Annotated in this window: 25 protein-coding genes and 2 tRNA genes; 7 read left to right on the top strand and 20 right to left on the bottom strand. The window is 45.5% G+C overall.

Annotated features, from left to right (window positions below; translation table 11 throughout):
• Window positions 1–121: 121 nt before the first annotated feature.
• Window positions 122–1,909: an AMP-dependent synthetase/ligase gene (locus ACYQ2M_RS00495; protein WP_459914338.1), complete on the bottom strand. Its 1,788-nt coding sequence runs from the start codon at window positions 1,907–1,909 to the stop codon at window positions 122–124.
• 838 nt (window positions 1,910–2,747) lie between these two features.
• Here ACYQ2M_RS00495 and ACYQ2M_RS00490 point away from each other — a divergent pair.
• Window positions 2,748–3,185, top strand: coding sequence for a DMT family transporter (locus ACYQ2M_RS00490; RefSeq protein WP_459914337.1), 438 nt, complete (start codon window positions 2,748–2,750; stop codon window positions 3,183–3,185).
• Between the two features lie 378 nt (window positions 3,186–3,563).
• Window positions 3,564–4,298, top strand: a complete 735-nt coding sequence (locus ACYQ2M_RS00485) for a GAF domain-containing protein (protein WP_459914336.1) — start codon at window positions 3,564–3,566, stop codon at window positions 4,296–4,298.
• Between the two features lie 396 nt (window positions 4,299–4,694).
• Here ACYQ2M_RS00485 and ACYQ2M_RS00480 read toward each other — a convergent pair whose 3' ends face one another.
• From ACYQ2M_RS00480 to ACYQ2M_RS00445, 8 genes are all read right to left on the bottom strand, one after another.
• On the bottom strand, window positions 4,695–4,895 hold the full coding sequence (locus ACYQ2M_RS00480; RefSeq protein ID WP_084068859.1) for a cold-shock protein: 201 nt from the start codon (window positions 4,893–4,895) through the stop codon (window positions 4,695–4,697).
• Between the two features lie 175 nt (window positions 4,896–5,070).
• Complete coding sequence (locus ACYQ2M_RS00475; RefSeq protein ID WP_459914335.1) at window positions 5,071–5,313, bottom strand: hypothetical protein; 243 nt, start codon at window positions 5,311–5,313, stop codon at window positions 5,071–5,073.
• Window positions 5,314–5,897: 584 nt separating this feature from the next.
• A complete protein-coding gene (locus tag ACYQ2M_RS00470; protein ID WP_459914334.1) occupies window positions 5,898–6,161 on the bottom strand; it encodes a YheU family protein in 264 nt (87 codons plus the stop codon).
• Window positions 6,162–6,406: 245 nt separating this feature from the next.
• Window positions 6,407–6,664, bottom strand: coding sequence for a GIY-YIG nuclease family protein (locus ACYQ2M_RS00465; protein WP_459914333.1), 258 nt, complete (start codon window positions 6,662–6,664; stop codon window positions 6,407–6,409).
• A 26-nt stretch (window positions 6,665–6,690) separates the two neighbouring features.
• The gene (locus ACYQ2M_RS00460; protein ID WP_459914332.1) at window positions 6,691–7,752 is read right to left on the bottom strand and encodes a radical SAM protein; all 1,062 of its coding nucleotides are present in this window, start codon (window positions 7,750–7,752) and stop codon (window positions 6,691–6,693) included.
• Between the two features lie 18 nt (window positions 7,753–7,770).
• Entirely contained in the window at window positions 7,771–9,759 is a 1,989-nt protein-coding gene (locus ACYQ2M_RS00455; RefSeq protein WP_459914331.1) for a methyl-accepting chemotaxis protein, read from the bottom strand.
• Between the two features lie 286 nt (window positions 9,760–10,045).
• Complete coding sequence (locus ACYQ2M_RS00450; protein ID WP_084068850.1) at window positions 10,046–10,246, bottom strand: cold-shock protein; 201 nt, start codon at window positions 10,244–10,246, stop codon at window positions 10,046–10,048.
• A 253-nt stretch (window positions 10,247–10,499) separates the two neighbouring features.
• The gene (locus ACYQ2M_RS00445) at window positions 10,500–10,700 is read right to left on the bottom strand and encodes a cold-shock protein (protein WP_459914330.1); all 201 of its coding nucleotides are present in this window, start codon (window positions 10,698–10,700) and stop codon (window positions 10,500–10,502) included.
• Window positions 10,701–11,367: 667 nt separating this feature from the next.
• Between ACYQ2M_RS00445 and ACYQ2M_RS00440 the strand changes: the two genes are divergently transcribed.
• Window positions 11,368–11,715 (top strand): hypothetical protein, encoded by a 348-nt coding sequence (locus tag ACYQ2M_RS00440; RefSeq protein ID WP_459914329.1) that lies wholly within the window; start codon window positions 11,368–11,370, stop codon window positions 11,713–11,715.
• Between the two features lie 176 nt (window positions 11,716–11,891).
• On the opposite strand, the gene ACYQ2M_RS00435 is transcribed toward ACYQ2M_RS00440, so the two are convergent.
• Window positions 11,892–12,476 (bottom strand): DinB/UmuC family translesion DNA polymerase, encoded by a 585-nt coding sequence (locus ACYQ2M_RS00435; RefSeq protein WP_459914328.1) that lies wholly within the window; start codon window positions 12,474–12,476, stop codon window positions 11,892–11,894.
• The gene (locus ACYQ2M_RS00430; protein ID WP_459914327.1) at window positions 12,382–12,723 is read right to left on the bottom strand and encodes a DNA polymerase Y subunit UmuC family protein; all 342 of its coding nucleotides are present in this window, start codon (window positions 12,721–12,723) and stop codon (window positions 12,382–12,384) included. Before ACYQ2M_RS00430 ends, ACYQ2M_RS00435 begins: the two co-directional genes overlap by 95 nt.
• 354 nt (window positions 12,724–13,077) lie before the next feature.
• On the opposite strand from ACYQ2M_RS00430, the gene ACYQ2M_RS00425 reads away from it, so the two are divergent.
• From ACYQ2M_RS00425 to ACYQ2M_RS00415, 3 genes are all read left to right on the top strand, one after another.
• Complete coding sequence (locus ACYQ2M_RS00425) at window positions 13,078–14,679, top strand: sigma-54 interaction domain-containing protein (protein ID WP_459914326.1); 1,602 nt, start codon at window positions 13,078–13,080, stop codon at window positions 14,677–14,679.
• A gap of 548 nt (window positions 14,680–15,227) precedes the next feature.
• Window positions 15,228–16,775 (top strand): BCCT family transporter, encoded by a 1,548-nt coding sequence (locus ACYQ2M_RS00420; RefSeq protein WP_459914325.1) that lies wholly within the window; start codon window positions 15,228–15,230, stop codon window positions 16,773–16,775.
• 206 nt (window positions 16,776–16,981) lie between these two features.
• Window positions 16,982–17,791: a 4Fe-4S binding protein gene (locus ACYQ2M_RS00415; RefSeq protein WP_459914324.1), complete on the top strand. Its 810-nt coding sequence runs from the start codon at window positions 16,982–16,984 to the stop codon at window positions 17,789–17,791.
• Window positions 17,792–17,998: 207 nt separating this feature from the next.
• Here ACYQ2M_RS00415 and ACYQ2M_RS00410 read toward each other — a convergent pair whose 3' ends face one another.
• The 7 genes from ACYQ2M_RS00410 to ACYQ2M_RS00380 form a co-directional block, all read right to left on the bottom strand.
• Window positions 17,999–18,400 (bottom strand): hypothetical protein, encoded by a 402-nt coding sequence (locus ACYQ2M_RS00410; RefSeq protein ID WP_459914436.1) that lies wholly within the window; start codon window positions 18,398–18,400, stop codon window positions 17,999–18,001.
• Window positions 18,325–18,588, bottom strand: coding sequence for an ABC-three component system middle component 2 (locus tag ACYQ2M_RS00405; protein WP_459914323.1), 264 nt, complete (start codon window positions 18,586–18,588; stop codon window positions 18,325–18,327). Before ACYQ2M_RS00405 ends, ACYQ2M_RS00410 begins: the two co-directional genes overlap by 76 nt.
• A gap of 360 nt (window positions 18,589–18,948) precedes the next feature.
• A complete protein-coding gene (locus ACYQ2M_RS00400; RefSeq protein ID WP_459914322.1) occupies window positions 18,949–20,217 on the bottom strand; it encodes a Y-family DNA polymerase in 1,269 nt (422 codons plus the stop codon).
• A gap of 3 nt (window positions 20,218–20,220) precedes the next feature.
• Complete coding sequence (locus ACYQ2M_RS00395; protein WP_459914321.1) at window positions 20,221–20,640, bottom strand: LexA family protein; 420 nt, start codon at window positions 20,638–20,640, stop codon at window positions 20,221–20,223.
• Window positions 20,641–21,288: 648 nt separating this feature from the next.
• Window positions 21,289–22,203, bottom strand: coding sequence for an HpcH/HpaI aldolase/citrate lyase family protein (locus tag ACYQ2M_RS00390; RefSeq protein WP_459914320.1), 915 nt, complete (start codon window positions 22,201–22,203; stop codon window positions 21,289–21,291).
• A gap of 474 nt (window positions 22,204–22,677) precedes the next feature.
• Window positions 22,678–22,905 carry a hypothetical protein gene (locus ACYQ2M_RS00385; protein WP_459914319.1) on the bottom strand — a complete coding sequence of 76 codons (228 nt, stop codon included), beginning with the start codon at window positions 22,903–22,905 and terminating at the stop codon, window positions 22,678–22,680.
• A gap of 302 nt (window positions 22,906–23,207) precedes the next feature.
• Window positions 23,208–23,414 (bottom strand): hypothetical protein, encoded by a 207-nt coding sequence (locus tag ACYQ2M_RS00380; protein ID WP_459914435.1) that lies wholly within the window; start codon window positions 23,412–23,414, stop codon window positions 23,208–23,210.
• Between ACYQ2M_RS00380 and ACYQ2M_RS00375 the strand changes: the two genes are divergently transcribed.
• Complete coding sequence (locus ACYQ2M_RS00375) at window positions 23,398–23,703, top strand: YpsA SLOG family protein (RefSeq protein ID WP_459914318.1); 306 nt, start codon at window positions 23,398–23,400, stop codon at window positions 23,701–23,703. The genes ACYQ2M_RS00380 and ACYQ2M_RS00375 overlap by 17 nt on opposite strands.
• A 558-nt stretch (window positions 23,704–24,261) precedes the next feature.
• On the opposite strand, the gene ACYQ2M_RS00370 is transcribed toward ACYQ2M_RS00375, so the two are convergent.
• Both ACYQ2M_RS00370 and ACYQ2M_RS00365 read right to left on the bottom strand, forming a co-directional pair.
• Window positions 24,262–24,338, bottom strand: a tRNA-Arg gene (locus ACYQ2M_RS00370).
• Window positions 24,339–24,372: 34 nt separating this feature from the next.
• Window positions 24,373–24,448 (bottom strand) — tRNA-His (locus ACYQ2M_RS00365).
• Between the last annotated feature and the right edge of the window lie 343 nt (window positions 24,449–24,791).

Here is a 24,791-nt window from a genome sequence, read left to right as displayed (position 1 = left end):
AGCAAGAAAGCGACAAGGGGCACCGGGCAGAAGAGCCCCCCATGGACCCCATGACGACAAAGAGAAACAAGGCCCGACGAGATATAACCGGGCCCCTGATCACAATTTTGACATCATACCCCTACTGATATATATTTTCAATCTTCTCCTGATAATTATCCATAATTACATTCTTTTTTACCTTGAAGGTGGGGGTCATCATTTTATTTTCAATGGTGAACTCAGGTACAATAATGACTTTTTTCAAGGTTTCAAACGATGGCAAATCTTTATTTTTAAGGGCCACCTCTTCATCAATCAGCTGGACGACGTCGTCATGGTAAAGCAGCTCTTCGCTGTCCCCATAGGTAATGCCCTTTTCTGCGGCATAGGCTTTGATATTATCCTCATCCAGGGTGACAATGGCACTTAGAAATTTTCTCTGATCCCCCACAACGCACACCTGATTGATATACTTGGATGTGCTCATGAGTCCCTCAATGGCGGAGGGTGCTACATTTTTACCACCGGAGGTGATGATGATCTCTTTTTTCCGACCGGTAATCTTCAAGACGTTGCCCTCCAGGATCTCACCGATATCCCCGCTTCTGAGCCATCCATCCTCGGTGAAATTGTCCCGGGTCTCTTCGGGCATCTTATAGTAACCCTTCATCACGTTTCGGCCCTTGAACAGCACCTCACCGTCGTCGGCAATTTTATGAAACAGGCCTGCTCCCGGAGGTCCAACCACACCGAAATTATAATTATCATATCGGTTCAGGTTACTAAAACTTGTATTTTCAGTCATGCCAAGGCCCTCCAGAATCAAAAGACCGGCAGCATGAAAAAACCGTGCAATATCGGGATTCAAAGGTGCTCCTCCACTGATACACCATTTTACGTTACCTCCCAAGGCCTCATGGATTTTTGAAAAAACAAGCTTTGAGGCAATGGAATATTGTAACCGGATCATCAGCGGAATGGATTCATGGGCCACCTTGAATTGACTCACTTTACTGCCCACTGCCAGAGACCAGTTAAATAATTTTTCCGCCATTCCCCCTTTTGCCTGAACCCCGGAGATCACCCGGGTATGAATCTTTTCAAACACCCGTGGTACACTGATAAACCAATGGGGAGCGGCCAGCTTAAAATCATCCATCAGGGTATCAATACTCCTGGCAAAAGTGGTACGATTACCTATCAAAACGGCACCATAACTGCAGGTTCTGGCAAACACATGGGCCAGGGGCAAAAAGAGAAAAGTCTCTTCTCCTTCATTGAAATTACCGCTGTGAAGCACCGACTGGGCAGTGGAAGTAATGTTGTCATGGGTAAGCATCACCCCCTTGGGAACCCCCGTGGTACCAGATGTGTAGACAATCCCCGCAAGATCGTCGACGGTGACTTCTGCGGTTCGTTGCCCAAACAAATCGTCCGGGATGCTTTTCCCAAGTTCCAGAAAATCCTCATAGGAAATAACCCAGTCGTTTTCCGGCATATCTCCCTTGAACATGATCACCTTTCTGACATTGGGAATATCTGCTCTGATTTCCAGGAGCTTTGCCAGCTGTTTTTCATTTTCAGCAAACACCAGCACAGCATCGCAATGCTCAATAATATAGCGACAATCCTTGGGAAGATTGGACTGATAGATGCCCACGGTTGCAGCGCCGATACTCATATTGGCCATGTCTGTCAACACCCAGCGGTAACTGGTATAACTTAAGATGTTAACTTTATCTCCTGTCTTAACCCCCAGGGCCATAAGGCTTTTTGCCGCCGCCTTCACTTCCTGATAAAACTCAGCCCAGGTCACAGAATCAGGCACACCTTTCTCATCAAACCAGCGATATGCCCCCTGGGTAGCATGTTTATCCACTGTTTCACAAAGCATTTGATGAACCCCGCGATAATCCCTGAACTGCATAAGACCTCCTGCGACAGATACTGCATTAAAATAACATGGGAACAAATTCTCCGCTATTCAATGAATCTCCCCCCCCCGGCGATAAAATTTCGGCTTAAGCACACATATTGTGTCGACCAGCAAGGTTAACTTCAACCCTTCATTCCACATCGGCCCATCCTGCTCTCCCCTCTTCCCACTGGCCAGTATCATTATCAATCTTTGAATTTGCGAATCATAGAACGTCAAAATCTTTTGATAAACGTTGTTTTTTTAAAAAAACAGCTCCCCTTTAATAATTTCAATTCATCAAGTCAAGTAAAAAATGGATTTCATTACAAAATATGGAATTTTCAGGAAAAAGGAAATACCCGGTGGTATAGATTATCTAGCCAAGTTCACCAGCCTTCTGCCAGCTTGGGGAGACGTCAGGCCACCATTGTCTCAAAAAAGATTGGATCACAATAAGATTAACTTTGGAAAGGGGACAGGGCTAACCTGTGATTAAGCATCGAACCGAAAAAATGGGAATGCGCCCACGCCAACTGTGGCGAATGGCCCATGTTGTGAGCAAGCCCCTTGTAAGCGCATGCTTCTCGCAAAAGAGAATGCAAAAACACCCATAAGAGATGGCCAGTATTGCGGGCCAGCCCATAATTTAATTGCTTGATTATTGTGGGCAAATCAAATACTCAAATAAAGCCAATGGAAAAGATCAGGATCCCGCGTTGATCATTAACTCCCCTTGCTCCAACAAATGTGACGGATGAATCATGCTGTTGGACAGGCCCCAATCGTCAAATGCGGGCAGTTCTAAAACCAAGTCATACCCTCTTTTAAAAGTATGCAGGAGTATCGGATGTCAAATCATATTATACTTGCAGCCACCGCCGCTATGGGCGGAATCATGGTAACATTGCAGGCTCAGCTAATGGGAATCATGGATAAACAGATGGGCACTCTGGAAAGCATCTTCATCACCTATGGCATGGGGGGGCTCATCATCGGTGGAACCATGCTGTTCTGCCGGGGGGGAAATCTTGGGATTTACCCCTCTCTGCCCTGGTATACGCTGCTGTCCGGTATCATGGGATTAATTATTGTGGGCAGCATAGGGTACACATCCCCCCGTCTGGGACTGGTGCCCGCCCTAACCATTCTTGTGGCGGCTCAGTTTGGTGCGGCGGCTCTGGTGGATCATTTCGGTCTGATGGGCGCCCTTGTCCGACCCATCACCCTGGTCCGTGGATCAGGTATGCTGACCATGCTTGTGGGTATATGGCTGACCCTACGCTGATGCCCGAAAAATCCCATAAATTCTGACAGGATTTTTGACTGCCTGTCCCGGAGATTTCCGGAAAACTGAATCCCAGGTTTGAACAATGGGATAAAAAATGCCATAATATGTCCCTTCTAAGGGGTCAGATTCTATTTATTCACCATTTGTCAAGCCCAGGTTGCGGTTTCCCATGGATGCCGTCCTAGGTAAACGGTAAATTTTAAAAACCTGACATCCTTGAATAATTTGTTTACAAAATAGCAAATATTCGGCTTGGCCATGTAAATGTTTGGCCAGTGCCTCATATTTACACAAGATAAGCCACTTGTATTCCTTGGTAGAAAAATATGATCCGGCTTTAATTATTGCACCTCAACGAAACACAGGTAATTTCATATGGAAAAAGACATCGCACAACCCTATGACAAATATATAAGAGCTCTCATGGACATAAGTACGGCCATCACCTCGGACCTCTATCTTGAGGATATCCTCAAATTAACGGTGATGGTAACCGCAAAGGTGACAGGGGTTGAAATCTGTTCACTCTGGCTTGTGGATGATACCTGTACCCCCCCCCGGATTGGTCTGAAAGCCACCCAGGCCTTTGACAGAGACTATATCAAAGATAGATCCCTGAAAATGAATGAAGGGGTGGTGGGTGCAGTGGTTAGCGGAAAAAAACCCATCATCATCGACAACGTCCTTGAAGATCATCGATTTAAAGAAAAAGAAATGGCACAGAAACTGGGGCTGATTTCCATGGTGAGTGTCCCCCTCCAGGTACTGGACGATCGTATCATCGGGGCATTGAACTGCTTTACCGCCATCCCCCATTCATTTTCTGAAACAGAGGTCAACCTTATCAGAACCGTTGCCAACCAGGCGGCCATTGCTATTTTAAATACAGAGCTGATGGTCAAAACCCAGGTCATTCAGGAAGAGCTTGAAACCCGTAAATTGGTGGAACGAGCCAAGGAGGTGCTGATGCTGCGTCAGAAGAAAACCGGCGAAGCAGCCTATCAGTGGATACGAAAACGCAGCATGAATACCCGAAAATCCATGCGATGTGTGGCCGAAGCCATTTTATTATCCGAAGAACTGACCCAGGAATTAAACCTGTCGGAATAATCAATGGACTTTTTGACATCCTTCACTCCTGAGTTATACTTTCTGGAGCAATGACCTCATTTTGAAAATAAGCTGCTAAAAAAGTGTAACTCGATGATCATTTTTTTATATTGAACTATAATGGGGATGAGTCAGGGGGAGGCTTGTGTTATGGGCATTATCGGTGACCTTTTAGGTTCACCCCGGTTTTGACCAATAAGGTCAATAAAAAAAACCGATCCCGTTCTCGCATAATAGGCAGAAAAAATTTGAACATCTAGGGCAAACTGCTTTTGAGCGAACATGAAGGATAATGGACTTTTTTTAATAAAAAAAAATCCCCGGACATAACCCTGTCCGGGGATTTTAATTCAGCAAGTCACCAAGATGACTTTAAAGGCCGGGTAAAACGGCTGACTACAAAACTGTTACGTTAGTTGCAGCGGGGCCTTTCTGTCCTTCCTCAATGTCAAAGGACACTCGATCCCCCTCATTCAGGGATTTGAAACCCGTTGCGTTAATTCCGGTGTGATGTACGAACACATCTTTTCCGTTTTCTTGTTCAATAAAACCAAAACCCTTAGAGTCGTTAAACCATTTTACGATACCATTAGCCATATTGGCAATCTCCTGAAAAAAAATAAAAAATAATGCCAGTCCCTGACTGTAATATATAACCTTTTTTTTATGATATATACTGATTGAAAGGAACCTGTGCGCCTCCATATATTAGCGCAGTTTTATGTATTATAGAGAAAAGGAATTAAAAGTCAAGCCTTGATTGGTATTTTTTTTAACTTTTTTTTCTAAGATCCGGGGAAAAAGAAAAAACCGTTTTTTGTTCTTCACAATGTATCAATAAGGCCTTGAAACAACAGTTTTTTTCCAGCATGCTTTCAGAGTCAGGTATGCCATAAAAAAAGGCCCGGCTGCCGACAATAATCAAATCACTGACCAGGGTGGCGGTAAGAGTCAAGGGACTGTCCATGGTAAAACCAGGTGTATGCCAGGCTGTCATGTTAAAAACATCCGCCATGCCGATGTTTTCTCCGTATGGGTGGGCTGCATCTGCCCTGCACTTTTTTCCTTTGCCCCTTGCCTTCCCACGTGACCACCGGGACATATTCAGCAAGAAAGTCTTGGTCTGAAGAGAAATCACATAATCCAGGTAAAATTCCTGGATGGGTACAGGGGTTCCCAGGGATAATTTGTCTTTTTAATGCAATCCAGGTAGGTCTGACGCAAGAAATCAATAAACTTCCAGGGATCATAGGGAGCATCGTAAAGTTGCTGTTTTTATCCGCTGCACCGCCGTTAAAATCCGACTTTTTCTGCTTCTGATGGAGATCCCTCTGGTAGGGCTGGACAATATGTTTTAATTCATCTTGAATATCATCAAGAAATGCGCATCCTTCATTTTTGCTTTACAGTTTCACGAGTTGAAGGCCCCCTTTGGCGGTGATCTTCTTTAAAAAACTGTAAACTACTTTTGATTTGATATGAAGGATGCCAAGAAATGCACTGTTTTCTGACATATGACCACTCCGCTTGCGCCCATCCATGTTATTTTCAGGGCATGGCTTCAATATTCAAGTGTAAACTGGCAAATGAAACTTGCCCTCAATCCCCCACAGATGGCGCATCCGTGTCCAATAATTTTAATCGGGGATCATCCTTACTAATAAGGGTGCATGTCTGTGAATCAGGATCAAACACAATCACCACTTTCCCCGATTTCAGGTGGCCCAGTGCTTGGGCAAGCCTTGTCTTCAACGGCACTTCAACTTCCCCATAATCGGTTCCATCCCGGGTGAGGAATTCTTCAATAACCCCCTGGAGTGCTTCGGGACTCAATTGATCATGGGGGATTTTAACTGCATTCATTTTTCTTCAGCTCCTTTTTTCCGGCTGATTTCTGATATAAGTCATTTGAGCCTGGTCATAACACCGGCCAGACATCATCATTTGACAGGCCAACGAGCTCAGGCTATGTGGTCCTTAGAATCTGTATTTTTTATCAGGCTCTAGGATTTTGCCAACCGCCTGTGTTTACAGGTAACTTTAAAAAAAGCGCTAATAACGAAAGCCTACCCCCTCCCCAGGTGGCCCACCTTATGGCCATGCCCCAATTATAACAACAGCCCTTTTTTTAATGCAGAAAGTTTTTTCCCCGCAGGACATTTCTTGATGCGGATTTCAAGTTTAAGAGCCTCACTTTTTGTCATTTCTCCTGTATTCCCCACCAGCACCACCGGCCGTCTTCCCCGGGTGTACTTTGCCCCTTTACCCGCATTGTGAGCATCAATTCTTGCATTAAGGTCATTGGTGACACCGCAATACAGAGACTGATCCGCACATTTTACCAGATAGACTTGCCAGTTTTTCAACGATTCTCTCCATATTCTTTTATACTCTACAAATACGTGAGATCCGGAGCTACATGACGGCTTTTCAACCCTTCATCAATCAATCCAAGCAACTTTTCCTTTTCACCCGGGAATTGATACCCCTCATACCCATGGGACAGCAAAATCCGGCCGGAAGGACTCAGCCAGTTATTCCCGGCATGGTCAAAACACACCCGGGAGGTCACATTAAGGGCCGTGATCATCTCTTTTAATTCCAGAAGCTGCTCATGGGGAGACAAGATATGCATCTCCCCTTTTTGAATCCAGTCGTGCATGGCCGTTCCCGGGACGGCCCGGAAGGGTCGGGAGCGAATATAATGGGGATTTATGGCAGACAGTACCCGGGCGGTGTTCCGGGCATGCCCTGTTGTCATTTCCCTGCCCCCAAGGCCGGGCATCCAGTACTCTGACACCTGAAAGCCTGCTTCCATGGCCTTTTTACCACCATCTATATGGCCCTGGGCCGTCACTCCTTTTTTGATCTTTGCCAACAAATCGTCGTCCCCGGATTCAAGCCCAAGATGCAGACGATCCAGACCGGATTTGCAGATGGCAACCAGATCTTCCCTGGATTTCTGGGCAAGGGTTCTGGACCGGGCATAGGTGGTCACCCTATCAATGGAGGGAAAAAGGGTTCTCAAATATTTCAGAGCCGCCATGAAATCTTGTGTCTTCATTATAATGCTGTTGCCGTCCTGTATAAAGGCAGTCTTCCCCCCTGCACACAACCAGTGAAAAAACATGGCAAAACCGTTGTGGTGATTTAGTTCTGGCACCTTGTCCATGAGAACCATGGCGGCATCCCGGGTGATCTCCCCCTTCTGACCCAGGTCCATGGAGATCGTTTTTAAATCCCGGGCCAGGGTTGCCATGGCATCCATATCAGACCTTAGCTCTACCAGGGATCTAAGTTGAAATTTTTCACCTTTATACATGCTGCAGAACGCGCAGTGGTTCCAAGGGCAGTTACGGGTGAATCGAAGCAGCAGGGATGAACTGCCCCCCTCGCTGGGGGGACGATAAACACCAGTTTCAAATTGATATCTTTCAATACTGTAATCCGCCATTATAAAGATTCCTTTAAATTAAAAATCACTAAAATCATCATCAGAAATAATATCATGGGGCATTATTTCCCTCTTACCGGTTCGCTGAAGCGACAAGGGGGGGTGCAAACTTGTTTTTCTCTTCATGGGAAGCGCATTGTGGTGTCCATTTTTTTTACCAGATAAAGGTTGCGCCGGCCTTTTTGTGGAAACTTTTTTTGCATTTCCATTGAGCAGGGCCACAAGTTCGATGACCATGTTTTTCATTGCATGGGCCTGACCGTTCATTTCTTCTGAAGCACTGGCTGATTCTTCGGCATTGGCGGCATTCTGCTGGATCACTTTATCCATCTGGGCCACCCCCTGATTTACCTGGCTGATGCCCTGGGCCTGTTCTCTGGAAGCTGCTGCAATTTCCGCCACCAGATGAACAACTTTTTCCGTGGATACATTCACATGGGAAAAAGCCTCGTTGGTGGTATTTACCAACTGGGAACCTTCTTTGACCTTCCGAGTGGTACCTTCAATGAGAGCTTCTGTGCTCTTGGCTGCTCTTGCGGCACGCAGGGCCAGATTTCTCACCTCATCTGCCACCACGGCAAAGCCTGCACCGGACTCACCTGCCCTGGCAGCTTCCACCGCGGCATTCAAGGCCAGAAGATTGGTCTGAAAGGCAATTTCATCAATGGTTTTTATGATTTTGGAGGTTTCTTCGCTGGCTTTTGAAATGTCTTCCATGGCATGGGTCAGTTTATCCATTGTTTCGCTGGCTTGCTCAATAATATGACTGTTCTCCTGCATCAGGGTATTGGCCTGACCGGCATTGTCGGCATTCTGACTGGTCATGGAAGACATTTCTTCAAGGGATGAAGCGGTTTCTTCAATGGCTGCAGCCTGTTGGGATGCCCCTTCTGCAAGGGTCTGACTGGATGTGGCCACTTCTATGGAAGCCGATGATACCTGGTCCGCTCCCTGATTAAGTCCTTCTGCGATGCGACTGATGGGATTCGCAATCCCCCGGGCAATGAAAAAAATAACCAGCATGATAACTACCATAAAAATGACATTAATGATAAGATTCATATTTCTCATTGCCTTGACACCGGCCAACACCTTGTCCATGGGGATACTGACACCAAGCGACCAGAAAAGATCACTTCTGCCCAGCTTGACAGGGACAAAAATAACAAATGATTCATCTCTGGTCACTTCGGATTTCTTCATTTCCGTTGTCTCCCGTCCCTGGCGAATGGCATCCATAACCGTGTTGGCTGGGTTAACCTCATCAATGGTTTTACCCACAAGGTCTTTTTTGGGATGGGTAACGAACGTGCCATTGTGGGACACAAGAAATACATACCCTGTTTCAAAGGGTTTTATGTCCTTGGCCATCTCTTCAAAATAGGCCATGCTGAAATCAAGCCCGACAACACCGATGCGCTTGTTCTTAAATGTGATAGGGGCACACACATCAATGGCCATAACCCCCTGGCTTGTCATGCAAGGATCTGTGACAAACTCCCTGCCGGTTTTCATGGGCTCATTGTACCAAGCGGAGGATTCATCGGGGGTGGCGGATGATGCCACTTTAATGGATCCTGTTATGCGGTTCCACCAGGGAAGATATCTCCCTTTTTCATTGTGACCCGGGGTGTTGACATACTCACTATCCATGCCATCTATGGCATTGGGCTCAAAACAGGCCCAGGTACCCATCCAGTCGGGATTATCCTTTAATACGTCCATTAAAATTGCATCAAACATTTTCCGATCAGGCTTTTCATCACTGGCTTTAATGGCGGCAAACGCACCGGCAATGGTTCTGGAAGCTGAAAGCGCCACATCCATTCTATTATTGACATCCGAGCTATATCTGTGGGCAATCTCTCTTGCTTTATCATAGGCTTCTTCTCTGGCCATCTGTCCGGCCCTGAGAGTAATCAGGGTGGTACTAACGGCAAAGGCAATGAAGACCACAGAAGAGATCAATAGAATCATTCTGGTTTTTAATTGAGTTTTTTTTAGCATGAATCATCCTTTCAGGGTATGGACAACAGCCAACACCCGGCATTAACTTTTGACGGTGGAATTTAAGGGCCTGATGACAAGCTCGGCCACTCTGGCATTGGGCCAGACTTGCTCTCAAGCTCGAATTTAAACCTAACTGCTCTGCCGTGTTTCAGTCGCTTGATAAAAAAACAAAAAAGCCCCAATGACATCCGTCAAAGGGGCTTTTTTTAAAACATATCCTGACCGAAATGGTCAACCCCGATTAAAAGATTGAACCATAACAGATGGGTATCTGCAGATATAACTAAATAACAGTTACATTACCTGCTGCGGGACCTTTCTGGCCCTGCTCAATGTCAAAGGACACTCGGTCCCCTTCATTCAAGGATTTAAAACCGGTTGCATTAATGCTTGAGTGATGAACGAAAAGATCCTCTCCGTTTTCCTGCTCAATAAAACCAAAACCCTTAGAATCGTTAAACCATTTTACTGTACCTGTAGCCATGTGACAATCTCCTTAAAACAAAAGTTTAAATGTTCCAAACTTTGAGGTAGTTGTCACACGAATGTGCTTTTCAGACAAATTATTTTTCCCCTAAGTGCGAAACTGATGGGCAATGCTTGACATAAGAACTGCCCTGATCTGAATACTTTACTTTAAATAGAATTTTTAAAGAAAGCAAATCTAATATATACAGCTTTGAATCCATGTCAACCCGATGGGAATCATCTGAAATTCAAAGCGTTATACGCTGCAACTAAATAACGGTTACATTTCCCGCTGCGGGACCTTTCTGGCCCTGCTCAATGTCAAAGGAGACGCGATCTCCTTCATTAAGGGATTTGAAACCCGTTGCGTTAATGCTTGAGTGGTGAACGAAAAGGTCTTGTCCGTCTTCCTGCTCGATAAAACCAAAACCCTTAGAATCGTTAAACCATTTTACTGTACCTGTAGCCATGTGACAATCTCCTGAAAAAAATAAAGTTTAAGTGTTTCAAACTTTGAGGTAGTTGTCACACCAAGGTGTTTATTCGACAAATTGTTCTTTCCCCTAAGTACGAAACAGGCAAATCTTAACCATTAAGACCGGCCTCATGTTAAAAAATAATAGATAGGGGAAATAAAAAACCCGAATTTATTATATGATGGCTCAACAAACTGTCCTGAAAAAGCCCGAATTTAAAATTTTTAAAATTTAAAAGAGGAAAATTTAAAGATAGTGAAAGTTGACCGGAAATAAAAAAAGGCCCCCCGAAGAATCCCCGGAGACCCTGTCTTTTTAAGTGAGAGATTACTCTCAGATTTAATTATGCAAGAATACAACTTTATTGAAGGATTGTCAATCATAAAAGATGGGGACCAATAAAATTATCCATACACACTAACGCAAGTCTGAGCCTTGACACAACATGGGCAACTCTAGGAAGGGATCAGCCTTGCGTTATTAAGTGAACCATGTTGTGATCATGCCCCTCAATCATAACCCGGCCAATGATGATTGCTGACCAATGTTATGAGCAATCCCGTAAAATTATTGACCAGCCATCCCCCTTTTGATATTTAGTCCTGCCTGGAGTTAATATAAATAAGGTGAAGCAATAAATCTAACACAAAAAGGAGGAAACGTGAAAAAGGCTGAACTCATTTCTCAGACAGCAAAAGCCACTGAAAAATATCTGGTGGAAACCATGAAGATAGATTCCAGGCTCTTGAATGATTTAAAAATTCTGGCAAAACATACATGGGTAAAAAATTTTGAGCCTGGAAATCTTGCCGGCAACGTCATTGACAGAAGCATTGAAAGACTTGGTTATAAAATTGATGATGACACGAATATTGATATATTTGACAACGCGGTGAATAACGGAGATTTAAAAGCTCTGAAAGACTGGATTGAGAAAACATTTGGTCAGTATGAACTCTATTTACTGGATCTGATTTTGTGGCGAGAAATCAATTTTACGAACAAATAAACACTCTGCCACTTAACAATCAAAAATCTACCATGGGGCCAGCTCCTTTTTCCCCCGGGGGGGGCTGCCTTCATGGATCACATACGGCGTGATCTTTGCCATGATGATTTCAGGTTCCGTGTTTGTCATTGCCTCCATGGTAAGCAGTCCATCCAAAATCAATACACACGCAACAGCTACTCCCAGTCAGTGGTGTAGGCCTGGGATCGATCATCACATGCCCCCTTCCATTGCTGCTGTCCAGAAAGCCCCATGGCAGCACACCGCACAGAGTAGCTCCCCATGCGGGTGTTGATTTTATCCAGGGCACTCATCAACCTTTGAGACCGGTACCTGTCAGTTGCGTCAAACAGATCCAGCGGTACCTGGCCTACCCGGGTAAGGCTGGAAAATAAAATCCCCGCCTTTGTGTAATATTTTCCTGATTGAAAAATCTGCTTTAACAGACACTGCCCCTTCCGGATCAGCTCCGGGGTGTTGTTGGAAGCCGTGGGAAACACCACTGTTTTAGAGTTATAATAATAGGACTTTGATTTAAACCGGTTTGTCATCACATACACGGTGAGCGCTTCGGCAAAGCTCTCCTGGTACCGCAATTTTTCAGCCCCTCGGGAAATGTAGAGGGGAATCGCCTGGGACAGCTCATCAAGGGTGGTAACAGATGTTTTAAAGGAGCCTGATACACCGACTTTCGCCTGATGGGACCTGCTTCCAGGGGGTAGCAGGATTCCCGGACAACTCTTTACGGGTCCGGGTTCCATTGATGCCCACCCTCCTTTGGATCATGGATGGAGAGGCGGTTTTAAAGTCCAGGGCGGTGTTGATCCCCCGCTGCTTGAAAAAAGGGCTCAATCGTCGGCCAATGCCCCAGACATCTTCAATGGCGGTCATTTTCAGGGCAAGGGCAAGGGTGTCATCGTCGATGGATACGCCTTTGAAATATGTGAAAAATGAATCAATTATTTCATCGGAAAGCACCACCAGTTCCAGGCAGGAATGCATGCACATTTCCATATATCCTAAGTAAAAAAACTTAGCCCAGAGAGCCAAGTTTTCCATGTTAGGAAAAAAGTTCTTTGACAAAAACAGCCTGAAATATGCAACAAACGTCCGGGGTAACCATAAGAAAGGCAAGTCTTCCAACAGGAAGTCGGCCCTTCACCTTTTTGACGAAAACATCCCGAATATGTTATATTTCATTGACATATAACGGGGAGGGGGAAGGCTTGGGCTATGGGCATTGTCGGTGGCATTTCGGATTCGCCCCGGCTTTGGTCAATAACGCCAATAACACAAGCCTGACCCCGTTCTCGCACAAACCAAATATTTACTAACACACACTATTGTTAAGGAAATCAGCCAATGAACCCAGATTTAAAAAAATTCATGTCCAGCAATTTTGACTTTGATCAGATTAATATCTGGGAACTGTTTTGCGACATGGATCTTGGCATTCTCATGACAGATGAAAATGGGGTTATGATTTTTTATAACGAAATCCAGGCCACCATAGATAAATTGGACCCGGCCAATGTCATTGGCAAAAAAATAAATGATGTGTACAAATACAATAACGACAGCAGCACCTGCATGCGGGTGCTGCAACATGGTCGTCCCATCATCAACTATGCCCTCTCCTACCGCTCCCAGAATGCCAATGTCGGCAACACAATTCACAGTGTATTTCCCCTTCGCAAAAACGGAAAGGTTATTGCCACCATCTGCTTTGTAAAGGATTATAATATCCTTGAAAGAACCATTCCTTCATTTTTAACCCCCAATAACAACAATACCTTTGCTGAAGGCACCCGTTTTACATTTGCCAGCATCATCGGATCAGCCCCTGTCTTTGCGGATGCTGTAAAAAGTGCCAAAATGGCCGCAAATTCACCATCTCCGGTGATGCTCTACGGAGAGACCGGAACGGGAAAAGAGCTGTTTGCCCAGGCAATTCACAATTTCTACTATGAAAACGCAAAGCCATACATTGATGTGAACTGTGCGGCCATTCCGGAAAACCTCATTGAAGGCATCCTGTTCGGCACCACCAAAGGCGCTTACACCGGTGCCGTGGACAGGGCCGGCTTGTTTGAAAAGTCAAACGGTGGCACTCTTTTTCTGGATGAAATAAACTCCATGCCCCTTTCCCTCCAGGGCAAACTGCTGCGCGTTCTTCAGGAAAAAAAGGTTAGACGGGTGGGCTCCCTCTCCAATATAGATCTGGATATAAAAATAATCTGCTCTGTGAATACGGATCCCCGGGAGTTGGTGGGAAGCGGAAAATTCAGAATGGATCTTTTTTACCGATTGGCGGTAATTTATATTTCCATTCCGCCGTTGCGGGAACGGCTGGTGGATTTGGAGGAGCTGGGCCGTCATTTTCTTCAGAAATGCAATTGTCGCATGGGCAAAAATATTAATATTATCGCACCGGAGGTTATTGATTTTTTTTGGAATTACAGCTGGCCCGGGAACATTCGGGAGCTGGAGCATGTCATTGAAAATGCCGTTAATATGACAGAAAAAGAAGAAACCATACTGAAACTGGAGCATTGTTACTTCGCCAACCTTCTTGGTATTTCCAATAATGACGTCCAGGCAAATCCTCCTTGCTCTTTGGTGCAAAACAGTGAAGGCAAGAATCCTTTGCTTGACAAAGGCCACGCAGCACCCAGCACCCAGCCATGGCCTTTGTCACCATGGAAATCGGATACCAACAATATCTCTATCCCATGTGGTTCTCCCCATTCCCACGGTGCCGAGGCGACACCTTCCAACGTGGATCTGGCCCATCAAAAGCGTCTGCTTGAGGAAAGCACCATTTTACAGGCCTTGGAAAAAAGCGCCGGCAACATCGCCATGGCAGCAAAAAATCTTAGTATGTCACGCCAACTGCTCAGCTATAAAATCAAAAAATTAAACCTTCGCCCCAAATTATATCAGATAAAAATCAAACAGTCGTAATGCAGTGAACAGCTCCATTGCGCATAAAAATTTGACAAAACGTAAAATAAATTTGACAAGTAAAAAAACCAAACGTCCCCATGTCAATGTCCATCTCAAATAGAATACCAGCAACACCATTATACCTGCGTTTCATAATTTGAAACGCTTTTAATTAATATGGTATGTATTTTGCTTGAAAATATTATAATTGTTTAAACAATACTGGCATAAAAAAAGGGACTTGGTCACAAGATGGACCACTCGTCACAACTGGCGGGCCAATGGGGTCAAGCTTGTGTTATTGGAACGTGAATGTTTTCAGGTTCCATGCTTTTGACAATGAACTGTATTTCAAGTCAATTTTCAACAAAAGCGCCAATAACGCAAGCCTGCCCCCTCTCCAGTATGGACCATCTTATGACCAAAACCGAAAAAAGCTTTTCCTACATGTACCGCCCATGACCATGGTAGATAACCGCCATGGCCTTAAGGTCTTGCCATACATGATTCATGGATGCAGGGCCATGGCTAACCTGAAAGTCTTTCCAGTTGTAAAAGGAAATAAAATGAAAGAAACAGTTCAGACAGACATCTCGCAAACAGACACCCAGGGTTTTCTGGGAAAACACGATACCACCCTTTTCTGGGGAACATTGATTCTCTGTTCTGCCATCACCCTGTGGGGAATTATTCTACCCGAAGGATTTGCCACGGCAATGAACAGCTCCCAAAGCTGGATATCGATAAATTTCGGCTGGTTTTTCATGCTGACCGTGTCCATTTTTATTATATTTTTGGCATGGGCCGGTATGAGCAAATATGGAGATATTCCTTTGGGACAGGATGGAGACAAGCCTGAATTTACATTTTCTTCATGGATTGCCATGCTTTTCAGCTGCGGCATCGGCATTGGATTTATATTCTGGGGGGTTGCAGAGCCCCTTTATCACTATATGTCGCCCCCTTATTTGGCCAAGGGCGCCACGCCCGAAGCCGCACCGGTAGCCATGCAGATCAGTCTGCTCCATTGGGGCATCCACGGATGGGTATGTTATGCTATTGCTGGCCTTGCCATCGCTTACACAACCTATCGTCTTAAAATGCCCTTATCCATTGCCAATTCCCTTTACGGTATCCTTGGCGAAAAAACCAACTCCATGTGGGGAAAACTGGTGGACTTTCTGGCGGCTTTTGCCACCATCGCGGGCATTGCCACATCCCTTGGCATGGGCCTTATGTCCATTCGATTTGGGATTAAACATGTTTTTGGTGCAGAGCTTGGCACCACCGGTCTTGTGGTGGTGATGCTCATATTAATTGTGGGTTACACCATTTCAGCGGTTTCCGGACTGAACCGGGGCATCAAGATTCTGAGTAATTTAAATATGGTCCTTGCCTTTTTAGTACTCTTATTCTTCCTTTTCGCTGGCCCCACCCGTTTTCTGCTTAACCTCATGGTGGATTCCGTGGGGCAGTATTTTTCTCATCTGGTTTTCATGTCCTTCTGGACAGATCCCATGGCCCAAGCCAGCGAAGGCAAATGGATGGGCTGGTGGACCATCTTCTACTGGTGCTGGTGGATTGCATGGGGACCCTTTGTGGGGGGATTTGTGGCCCGTATTTCCAAGGGACGTACCATCCGAGAATTTATTTTCGGTGTTATTCTTGTTCCCCTTGTCATCACTGTGGTCTGGTTCAACGTGGTCGGTGGATCCGCCCTTCATGCGGAAATAAACGGTACCCTTGAAATGTACAAAGCAATATCGGCAGACGCCGGGTCCGGTATATTCACTCTGCTGACTCAATACCCCCTGGGCGGACTCATCAGTTTTATCGTTTTTTTCAACCTGATTATCTTTTTGATTACCTCAGCTGACTCAGCTTCTTTTTTTGTGGGTATGATCATCTCAGGTGGTGAACTGGAGCCCAGTACCCCCATAAAGCTTATTTTCGGTTTTCTCATCGGGTCAATCACCGTGGTATTGCTGATCACCGGTGGACTAAAAGCATTACAGACCGCCTCCATTGTAGCTGCGCTACCCTTTGCATTTGTTATGCTGGGCATGGTGATTTCCATGCTGATTCTCCTTAAAAAAGAACATAAAAAACATTGATACCATTGGTCGACACATGGTTATAAATGAGCAACATCATTAATGTTTTTTTAAAGTAAATATTCGGTCAGCACCCCATCTTCACCTGTTTGGCCTGCTCACATAGCAATAGCTATACCACGCAGCCCCAAACAATGACTATGAGGCACTGCCCCAAAATTTACATGATCAAGCCGAATATTGACTTCTGCAAATAAGGATTTTTTATGAATCACAGTGATATCATTGCCGCATCGTCGGCCATTCTCAGAAAAGCAAAGACATTGGGTGCACATCTGGCAGGATTTGCCGCTGTGGATGATCTCAAGGCAATCGGTGCATTTACATTTGCCCCCAAAATGCCTGGAGCAGGCAAAGGCGTGGGTACCCGGGAAAATGAAATGGAACTTAACCCCGGTGAGGTAAAATGGCCGGATCATGCCCGATCTATTCTGGTCATCGCCGTGGAACACCCCCTGGAAAAACCTGAGATGGATTGGTGGTTCGGTCCTATCTCTCCAGCGGGTAATAAAATCCTGGTGAGTATTATCAACGAACTTTGTGAATGGATTCCCAATAAATTTGACATAAAGGTGTTCCACTTTCCCTACCATGTTGAAAAAGGCGGTATCTACCTAAAAGATGCCGCAACCATGGCAGGTCTTGGATGCATTGGTCGAAACAATATGCTGGTAACTCCGGAGTTTGGTCCACGGGTGAGGCTTCGGGCCATGGCCCTGGATATAGCGGCCCCATCCACCGGGCCCACAGGATTTAACCCCTGCGGCCAGTGTGACGATATCTGCCGGAACGCCTGTCCCCAAAAAGCATTTAACAAAACAATGTATACTGCCCAAGAGTATGGTCAAACCGTTCTTCCGGCAAGGGATGGCACCTATGCACGCCCCATATGCAATCAGCAGATGGAAAAAAATATCGCCCTTGCCAAAGAGAAAACAGACAAGGCGTTTGACAAGCCGGTAAAGATCATTAAATATTGCCGGATGTGTGAACAAAGCTGTCCAGTGGGTAAATAAAAGTGTCAGCATACCTGTTCATTTGGTTTATGTTTGATTGTTCCCATGATTTCCTGTCAGGATAACCAACAGCATCATAAAACACATTCCCCATCCCGTCCGGAGGGGGAATGTGTCTATTTATGAAGAAACTCAACAACCCATGGCACGGGCCATGCCAACGGACCGCCGGAGAATTAGAGTCATCAACTCCTGTTAGAAGGAGTTTTATGGTCGCCAGCTCGGCATTCCTACGAGTGTAGTGACCGCCCCAGAAGGGTGAACCCGTCTGCTGAATTTCACCTTCCTGGACAATCGCAAATTTCGCCAGATTTCTGAAACTAAGGCTCTGAGTCGTACCTTTTTTTTGCTACGTAATATGCGTTTCCCAAGAAGTCCGATTTTTTCGAGGTAGAATCCAGCCACATTGTCAGTTTTGTCATGTTTATGAAGTTTTTTGAGAACCTTCCCTTCAGAAGCCTCATCGAGTAAGTTCTGCACCTTGAAGTTTCCGCCAGCAGACGCACGAAAAAATCGCAATTTCTCTCCAAAGGTTACATCAAAATCAAATTGGACTTCACCAAAATGAGTTCGCTCCGGAATATCCCTAAGTACTGTTTGACCACCCATTGTGCCCGGTCTCTGCTCTGCTGGAAATAAATAGCGGTGACTGAGGCAAGAAATGGCGCTGCCGTTTCTCCAGCGACGTAGTTGAAACCGTTTTCTGTGGGGAACCTTTGAATGAGACGCCGGCTTATCATCAACACAAGGCCTTTCTCAATAAGCCCTCGCCGAACCAGCAGTTCTCCTGTTCTCATAGGGAGAGCGGGGTGAAGGCTCCTTGGGTTTAATCTCCTTCATGTCTGTGTCAGATATCATAAAATGCAACTTACTTCTCTTACTTTAAAAGTCGATTAATTTATAAAGAGTCTGATAGCTTTCTCACGCACCTTGCATATACCTTCTTAATTGTTTCTATCACATATCTCCTAATATTCAACTTGATCTATCAACAACGCTGATTAATATAAAGATATTTTCCAAACTATGCATAAGATCCTAAATACTTGTATTGAGTATTGAAAACTCATGACTACATGCATTATTCATAAAAAACATTTTTTTAAATCGCAGAAACCCATTAATTCCCATATTCAACAGAGTAAATACATTATTATCTAATAAACACGCAATAGCTGCTCCCAGTCAGTCGTGTAGGCCTGGGATCGATGATCACATGCCCCCTTCCATTGCTGCTGTCCAGAAAGCCCCATGGCAGCATACCGCACAGAGTAGCTCCCCATGCGGGTGTTGATTTTATCCAGGGCACTCATCAACCTTTGAGACCGGTCCCTGTCAGTTGCGTCAAACAGGTCCAGCTGTACCTGGCCTGCCCGGGTAAGGCTGGAAAACAAAATCCCCGCCTTTGTGTAATATTTTCCTGATTGAAAAATCTGCCTTAACAGACGCTTCCCCTTCCGGATCAGCTCCGGGGTGTTGTTGGAAGCCGTGGGAAACACCACTGTTTTGGAGTTGTAATAATAAGACTCTGATTTAAACCGGTTTGTCATCACATACACGGTGAGCGCTTCGGCAAAGCTCTCCTGGTACCGCAATTTTTCAGCCCCTCGGGAAATGTAGAGGGAGATCGCCTGGGACAACTCATCAAGGGTGGTAACAGGTGTTTTAAAGGAGCGTGATACGGCCACGGACTTTCGCCTGGTGGGACCTGCTTCCAGGGGGTAACACGATTCCCCGGACAACTCCTTCTGGGTTCGGATTCCGTTGATACCCATTTTTCTTTTGATCATGGATGTAGAAGCGGTTTTAAAGTCCAGAGCGGTGTTGATCCCCCTCTGTTTGAGAAAAGGACTCAGACGTCGGCCAATGCCCCAGACATCCTCAATGGGGATCATTTTCAGGGCAAGGTCTCTATATTTTTCCGGAGTAAGATCCAGCACCCCATCGGCCCTGGAAGATTGCTTGGCAATGCGGTTGGCAATCTTGGCAAGGGTTTTAGTGGGCGCAATGCCTATGGATACTGGTATCCCGGTATCTTTTTTCACCTTCTTGCGGACATCCCGGGCATAATCAACAAGGGTTGTAAAGACAAAGCCTGTCAGATCTAGAAACGCTTCATCAATGGAATAGATTTCCATGGCCGGGGTAAATTGGGCCAATGTCTGCATCACCCGGTTGGACATGTCAGCATAGAGGGGATAATTGGATGAAAACACACGAACCCTGTTGGCTTCTACAATGGACCGAATCTTGAAAAAAGGCTGGCCCATGCCAATCCCCAGCGCTTTGGCTTCGTTGGAACGTGCAACAGCACATCCATCATTGTTGGAAAGCACAATGACGGGCCTGTCCACAAGTTGAGGATTAAAGACCCGCTCACAGGAGACATAAAAATTATTGCAGTCCACCAGGGCAAAAACCGGCATACATTACACCTTATGGATCACATTGGTGACAACACCCCAAATTTCAAAAGCGCCTTCCTCTGTTACTCTGATGGGCTGGTACAAATCATTTTCCGGCTCAAGAAAGATCTGTTTTCCCCGGTACCGAAGGCGCTTCACGGTCAACTCTCCATCCAGGACAGCAATGACAATCTTCTTGTCCGTGGCCTCCAGGGATTTATCTACAATAAGGATGTCATCTGGAAAGATACCGGCCTTGATCATGGAATCCCCGCTGACACGAACAAAAAAAGTTGCTGCCGGGTGTTTGATTAAATGTTTATTCAGGTCCAGGGTGCCTTCAACATAATCCTCAGCAGGAGAGGGAAATCCAGCTGCCACAGAGGACAGGTAAATCGGGCGGCTTATTTGGGTGCTGGTGTCTGGGGTGTAGATTTCATTCATTGGATCTCTTTCTTTGCTTTTATGATGTATAAAAAGGATTACTCAGTGAACCCACGATCCATATGATAGCGCATTTAATGGACACTGTCTTGGATTTTTACAAAACTTCAGAACACCGCACAGCCACCCGAGTTTAAGATCCGGCCTGATTCATCATCCTGAAAGCTGAAGGGGGGCATGTGTCGTCTTCAAAATTTTTTTCGCAGTTCTTATAATCGCAATAAGGAGTCAGCCACTGACTTTGCTTATGCCATGGCTCTGTTTCGAAGGGGGATGCATGAAAATCCATGTCAGATGTATGCTGTTGGAACATCGAGATGATTGGAAAAACCATTCAAAGCCTAGACAAAAGGAGGAATATTTGAATAGAACTCTTTACAAGGGCAAAGAATTTGTCGAATCGTCTTGAAAGCCTGGGCTTATAGGTATAAAATTATTTCAACAAAAATAACCTTTGTGCCAATGGTTCATTGGTTGTGAAAATTTCTCAACTTGATCAAAATAATCAAAAAATATTTGTCCATTTATTCTGACATTCCCCCCCCCCAAAATGTTCTCTTAGCTGAGCATGTGTCTGTTCTTGCTGGATGCGGATATCCATCTGGACAACAGGCGTAACATACGCTTAGAGGATAAAAGAAAAATGCTTTAGACAAGCCCAAGATGAGATGCCTGTTCCCATAACAGCCTTGCAAGCCTCACGGTTGCCTGGTCAACCATTTTACCCTCAATGGCAATGGCTCCCCTTCCCGAAACCTCTGCGGCGTCCACTGCCTCAATAATTGACCTTGCCCTGGTGATCTCCTGATCCGAAGGGGTAAACACCTGGTTCACCGTATCGATCTGGGCCGGATGGATGACCCACTTGCCGTCACACCCCATGGCACGGGCCATGCCAGCGGACCGCCGGAGACCTTCCTGATCTTTAAAATCCCCATAGGTGGCGTCAATTGCCAGAAGGTTATTGGCCTTTGCCGCAGCAACCATTTTGCTGATAGGATAATGCCACCGGTGCCCGGGATAGCATTCATCGTCGCTTTCCCCGTGTCCTGAAACAGAGGTCAGCCCTGCCCCGATTGACGCGGAATAATCGGCAATACCAAAGACAAGGCTGTGAAGTCGTCTGCTTCCACCGGCTATGGATGATACGGCCTCAAGGCCCTGGGCGGTTTCAATGGATGCCTGGATGCGAATATATTGCGTCATGTTCTTTTCCATCTGGATACCGTCCAGCAGGCAGGAAAAGAAGTGGACCTCTTTCAGAGTGTTGATTTTTGGAATCACAAGGATATCCATGCGCTGTCCGGCGGCTTCAACCACCTGGATCACATCTTTGTAGGCAAACCGGGTATCTGATGCGTTTACCCGGACAGCCACCGTCTTTCTCCCCCAGTCAATGTCAGCAAGGGATTTGATAATCGTTGTGCGGGCTTTGGCTTTTTTATCCGGCGGGACGCTGTCTTCGAGATCGAGCATTACTACATCCGCATCGCTGTTGGCAGCCTTGCCATGCATTGCCTGGATATGCCCTGGTACGGAAAGCATTGATCTGACTGGTCTCATCGTTTTTCCTTTTCCCATGGTCTCCATGATCGTTTCAAATATGTGCCTGACACCCTAATTGGGGTTCATCCGATTCCAGATGGTATTCACACCTGCCCGAGGGTTCCTTTTATTTTACGAGAAATTTATTGTCAAGAATACGGTTCCACTGGTCTATTTTATCCTTGCACGCTTTAAACAGAGGGGGTAAATCCAAGGACACCCCAGCAATAATTATACTCGATTTAGATACTTTGCTTAATGTCCTCATCTAAACACGCCTGGAAAATTTTGTTAAAGTTAGTCATACCCAGCCATTGACACGCTGGGCCGGGTTTTTATAGATAAGCCGACACTATCAATCTGGCGTTGGTATCAACAAAAAACAACTCTATTCAGGAGCAGACCGGCCCTTCATTGGCCGAGTTTCCGATATCACCCTTAAATCCCGCAAAAACTCTTGCGCATCAATCACGGAAAAACAGAAATTTGGATTTACTTTTGTTCTTTTTCCAGAATATCCTTGATACCCGCCTTAATCAGTGCTGGCCGCAGCAGGATTTTAAGCTTTTCCGCCCCCCTGGCGTTCACGAAAGTGTCTTCCAGGGTCATTTCTGTTTTCTTCAAAACTTTAAGATTGTCGTCCATCAGGATGAAGTGGTAGTTCAGGGCAGCGACTGCGGCCGCGCCGAAAATTAACAAGGCAGTGATCACACCTTTCATGTTGATCTCCTTTTTTAGGGTTCTCTTTTGTAAGAGGTTAAAAATATAGTACAATTAAAAGCGAGCACTTCAAGATACTTTATCTGTTCCCGAAAAACCGAGAGGTTTTAACGGTGGGCTTCGTTGGCTTGGTGGACTCGGCCAACCCAATGCATGATGACTACTGAAATGCCATGATCAGAGCCTTTTTTATGACACAGCTGTTTCTGTTTGTGCTGCAACACCGCCAGTTCCATCCTTACAGAGAGCCGCATCTACCGTGACAATGAAAAATTCAAGCCCACCAAACCCACTGAGCCCACCTAGAAAATCACATGGTCAACATTTTGAATTTCATTCCCTGGGCATAAGGTAAAAATCTGGGCACCCATTTTCCCATTCCATGAATATATCACCGTACGAACATAATGGACGAGAATGTCCATAAAATTACAGACCCTAGCAGGAAGCGCTTTCTCATCCAAGTTGATAAAATTTGTGGTTTCTTGAATTTTGTCGTTATTTTTCATAAGTGATTATCCTATCCGCCCTACATTAATTTTTCAAGGGGCTAGTGTCTCACTTACATTGACACAGAGGGGAAACCGATCTGGTTGCAAGTCCAGTTGCAAGCTGCAACCGACAAGGAGGGGATATAATCAAAATAGTTTCGGGTGGAAAGAGCAGGAGTGCGACGCTGCTATTGAATGTGGTGTTGAGTGTGGTGGCAGGTTGCCTAAAAGTCGCATTGCTGAGGACGGTGTTGTCCCTGCCGAATACACAGCCATGGTTGAAATGACCAGAGGTGGGGATTATTAAGGCGGTGCTGGTGGGCAGTGATCGGGCTGGTACCGGGCAAGGTGATAATGTGGTCCGGGAGACGCGGTGCTTCCCTTTCTTCTTGCCGGGTGAGGCTGCGTTTTTTGACGCCATATGCAGGGGCCAGGGTAAAGCGGTTATGTCCCCAAAACTTCACAGACATAGGAAATCGGGATTAATCCGAAATTCCCACTTCACCCACCGCCAGAGAACAAGACCGGTTTCCCCTGCCGGGGCGCGCTCAAAAGCCTTCAAAAAAACATTAGCAAGAGATAATCATTGTAATTTCAATCACTTTAGCAACTTTAGCAGGATTAGCATGAATTCAGATGTGAAAATGTGTGTTTTACAGTCATTCACATTGTTGAAAAGAGTGAGGTTCAGCAGGTGGGGAGAATCTTCATGTGATTGTTGCTTAATAAAATCAGGAGGAATTTAAAGATCATTTTCGGGAATGGAGATGATCTTTTTTTATGGGCAACCTTGCACGGGTGTCACCCTATTGTCACCCCAAATAAAAAAAGGATTACAGCTTTTGCTGTAACCCCATGATATCTATGGTACGCCTGGAGAGATTCGAACTCCCGACCTGCGGATTCGAAGTCCGACGCTCTATCCAGCTGAGCTACAGGCGCACAATCGCAATCTTAACTTACATATTTCTTTAAATGGGGTGAGTGAAGGGGCTCGAACCCTCGACATCCAGGACCACAACCTAGCGCTCTGCCAACTGAGCTACACCCACCACAATCAAACCCGGACTTTATACCAGACCTGATTTTAAATTTCAATCTATTTTTTTAAACTCCCATAAATATTTTTTTCAACATTGCCAAACCCCTCCAAAAAGAATAGATAATCCGGGCATTCTTTTTTTTATATGAAAAGGCAACCTCAGCAGAGCCGCCCCCCGATGGGCAATAGGAACCGGACAATTGAACTGTCTACAGTTCCGGTCCGGGCCCATTGCCCGTCGGGGGGCGGCGGCGGTATAATACCATTTGGCTCCGCGTCTACGACCCGATATTTGTTGTGTCCGATAGGATATGTGATTTTTTTATATGAAACTCCGTCTAAAATGCTGCAAT

This window comes from Desulfocicer niacini, from assembly GCF_054657595.1.
This window is presented reverse-complemented; position numbering and strand designations above follow the sequence as displayed.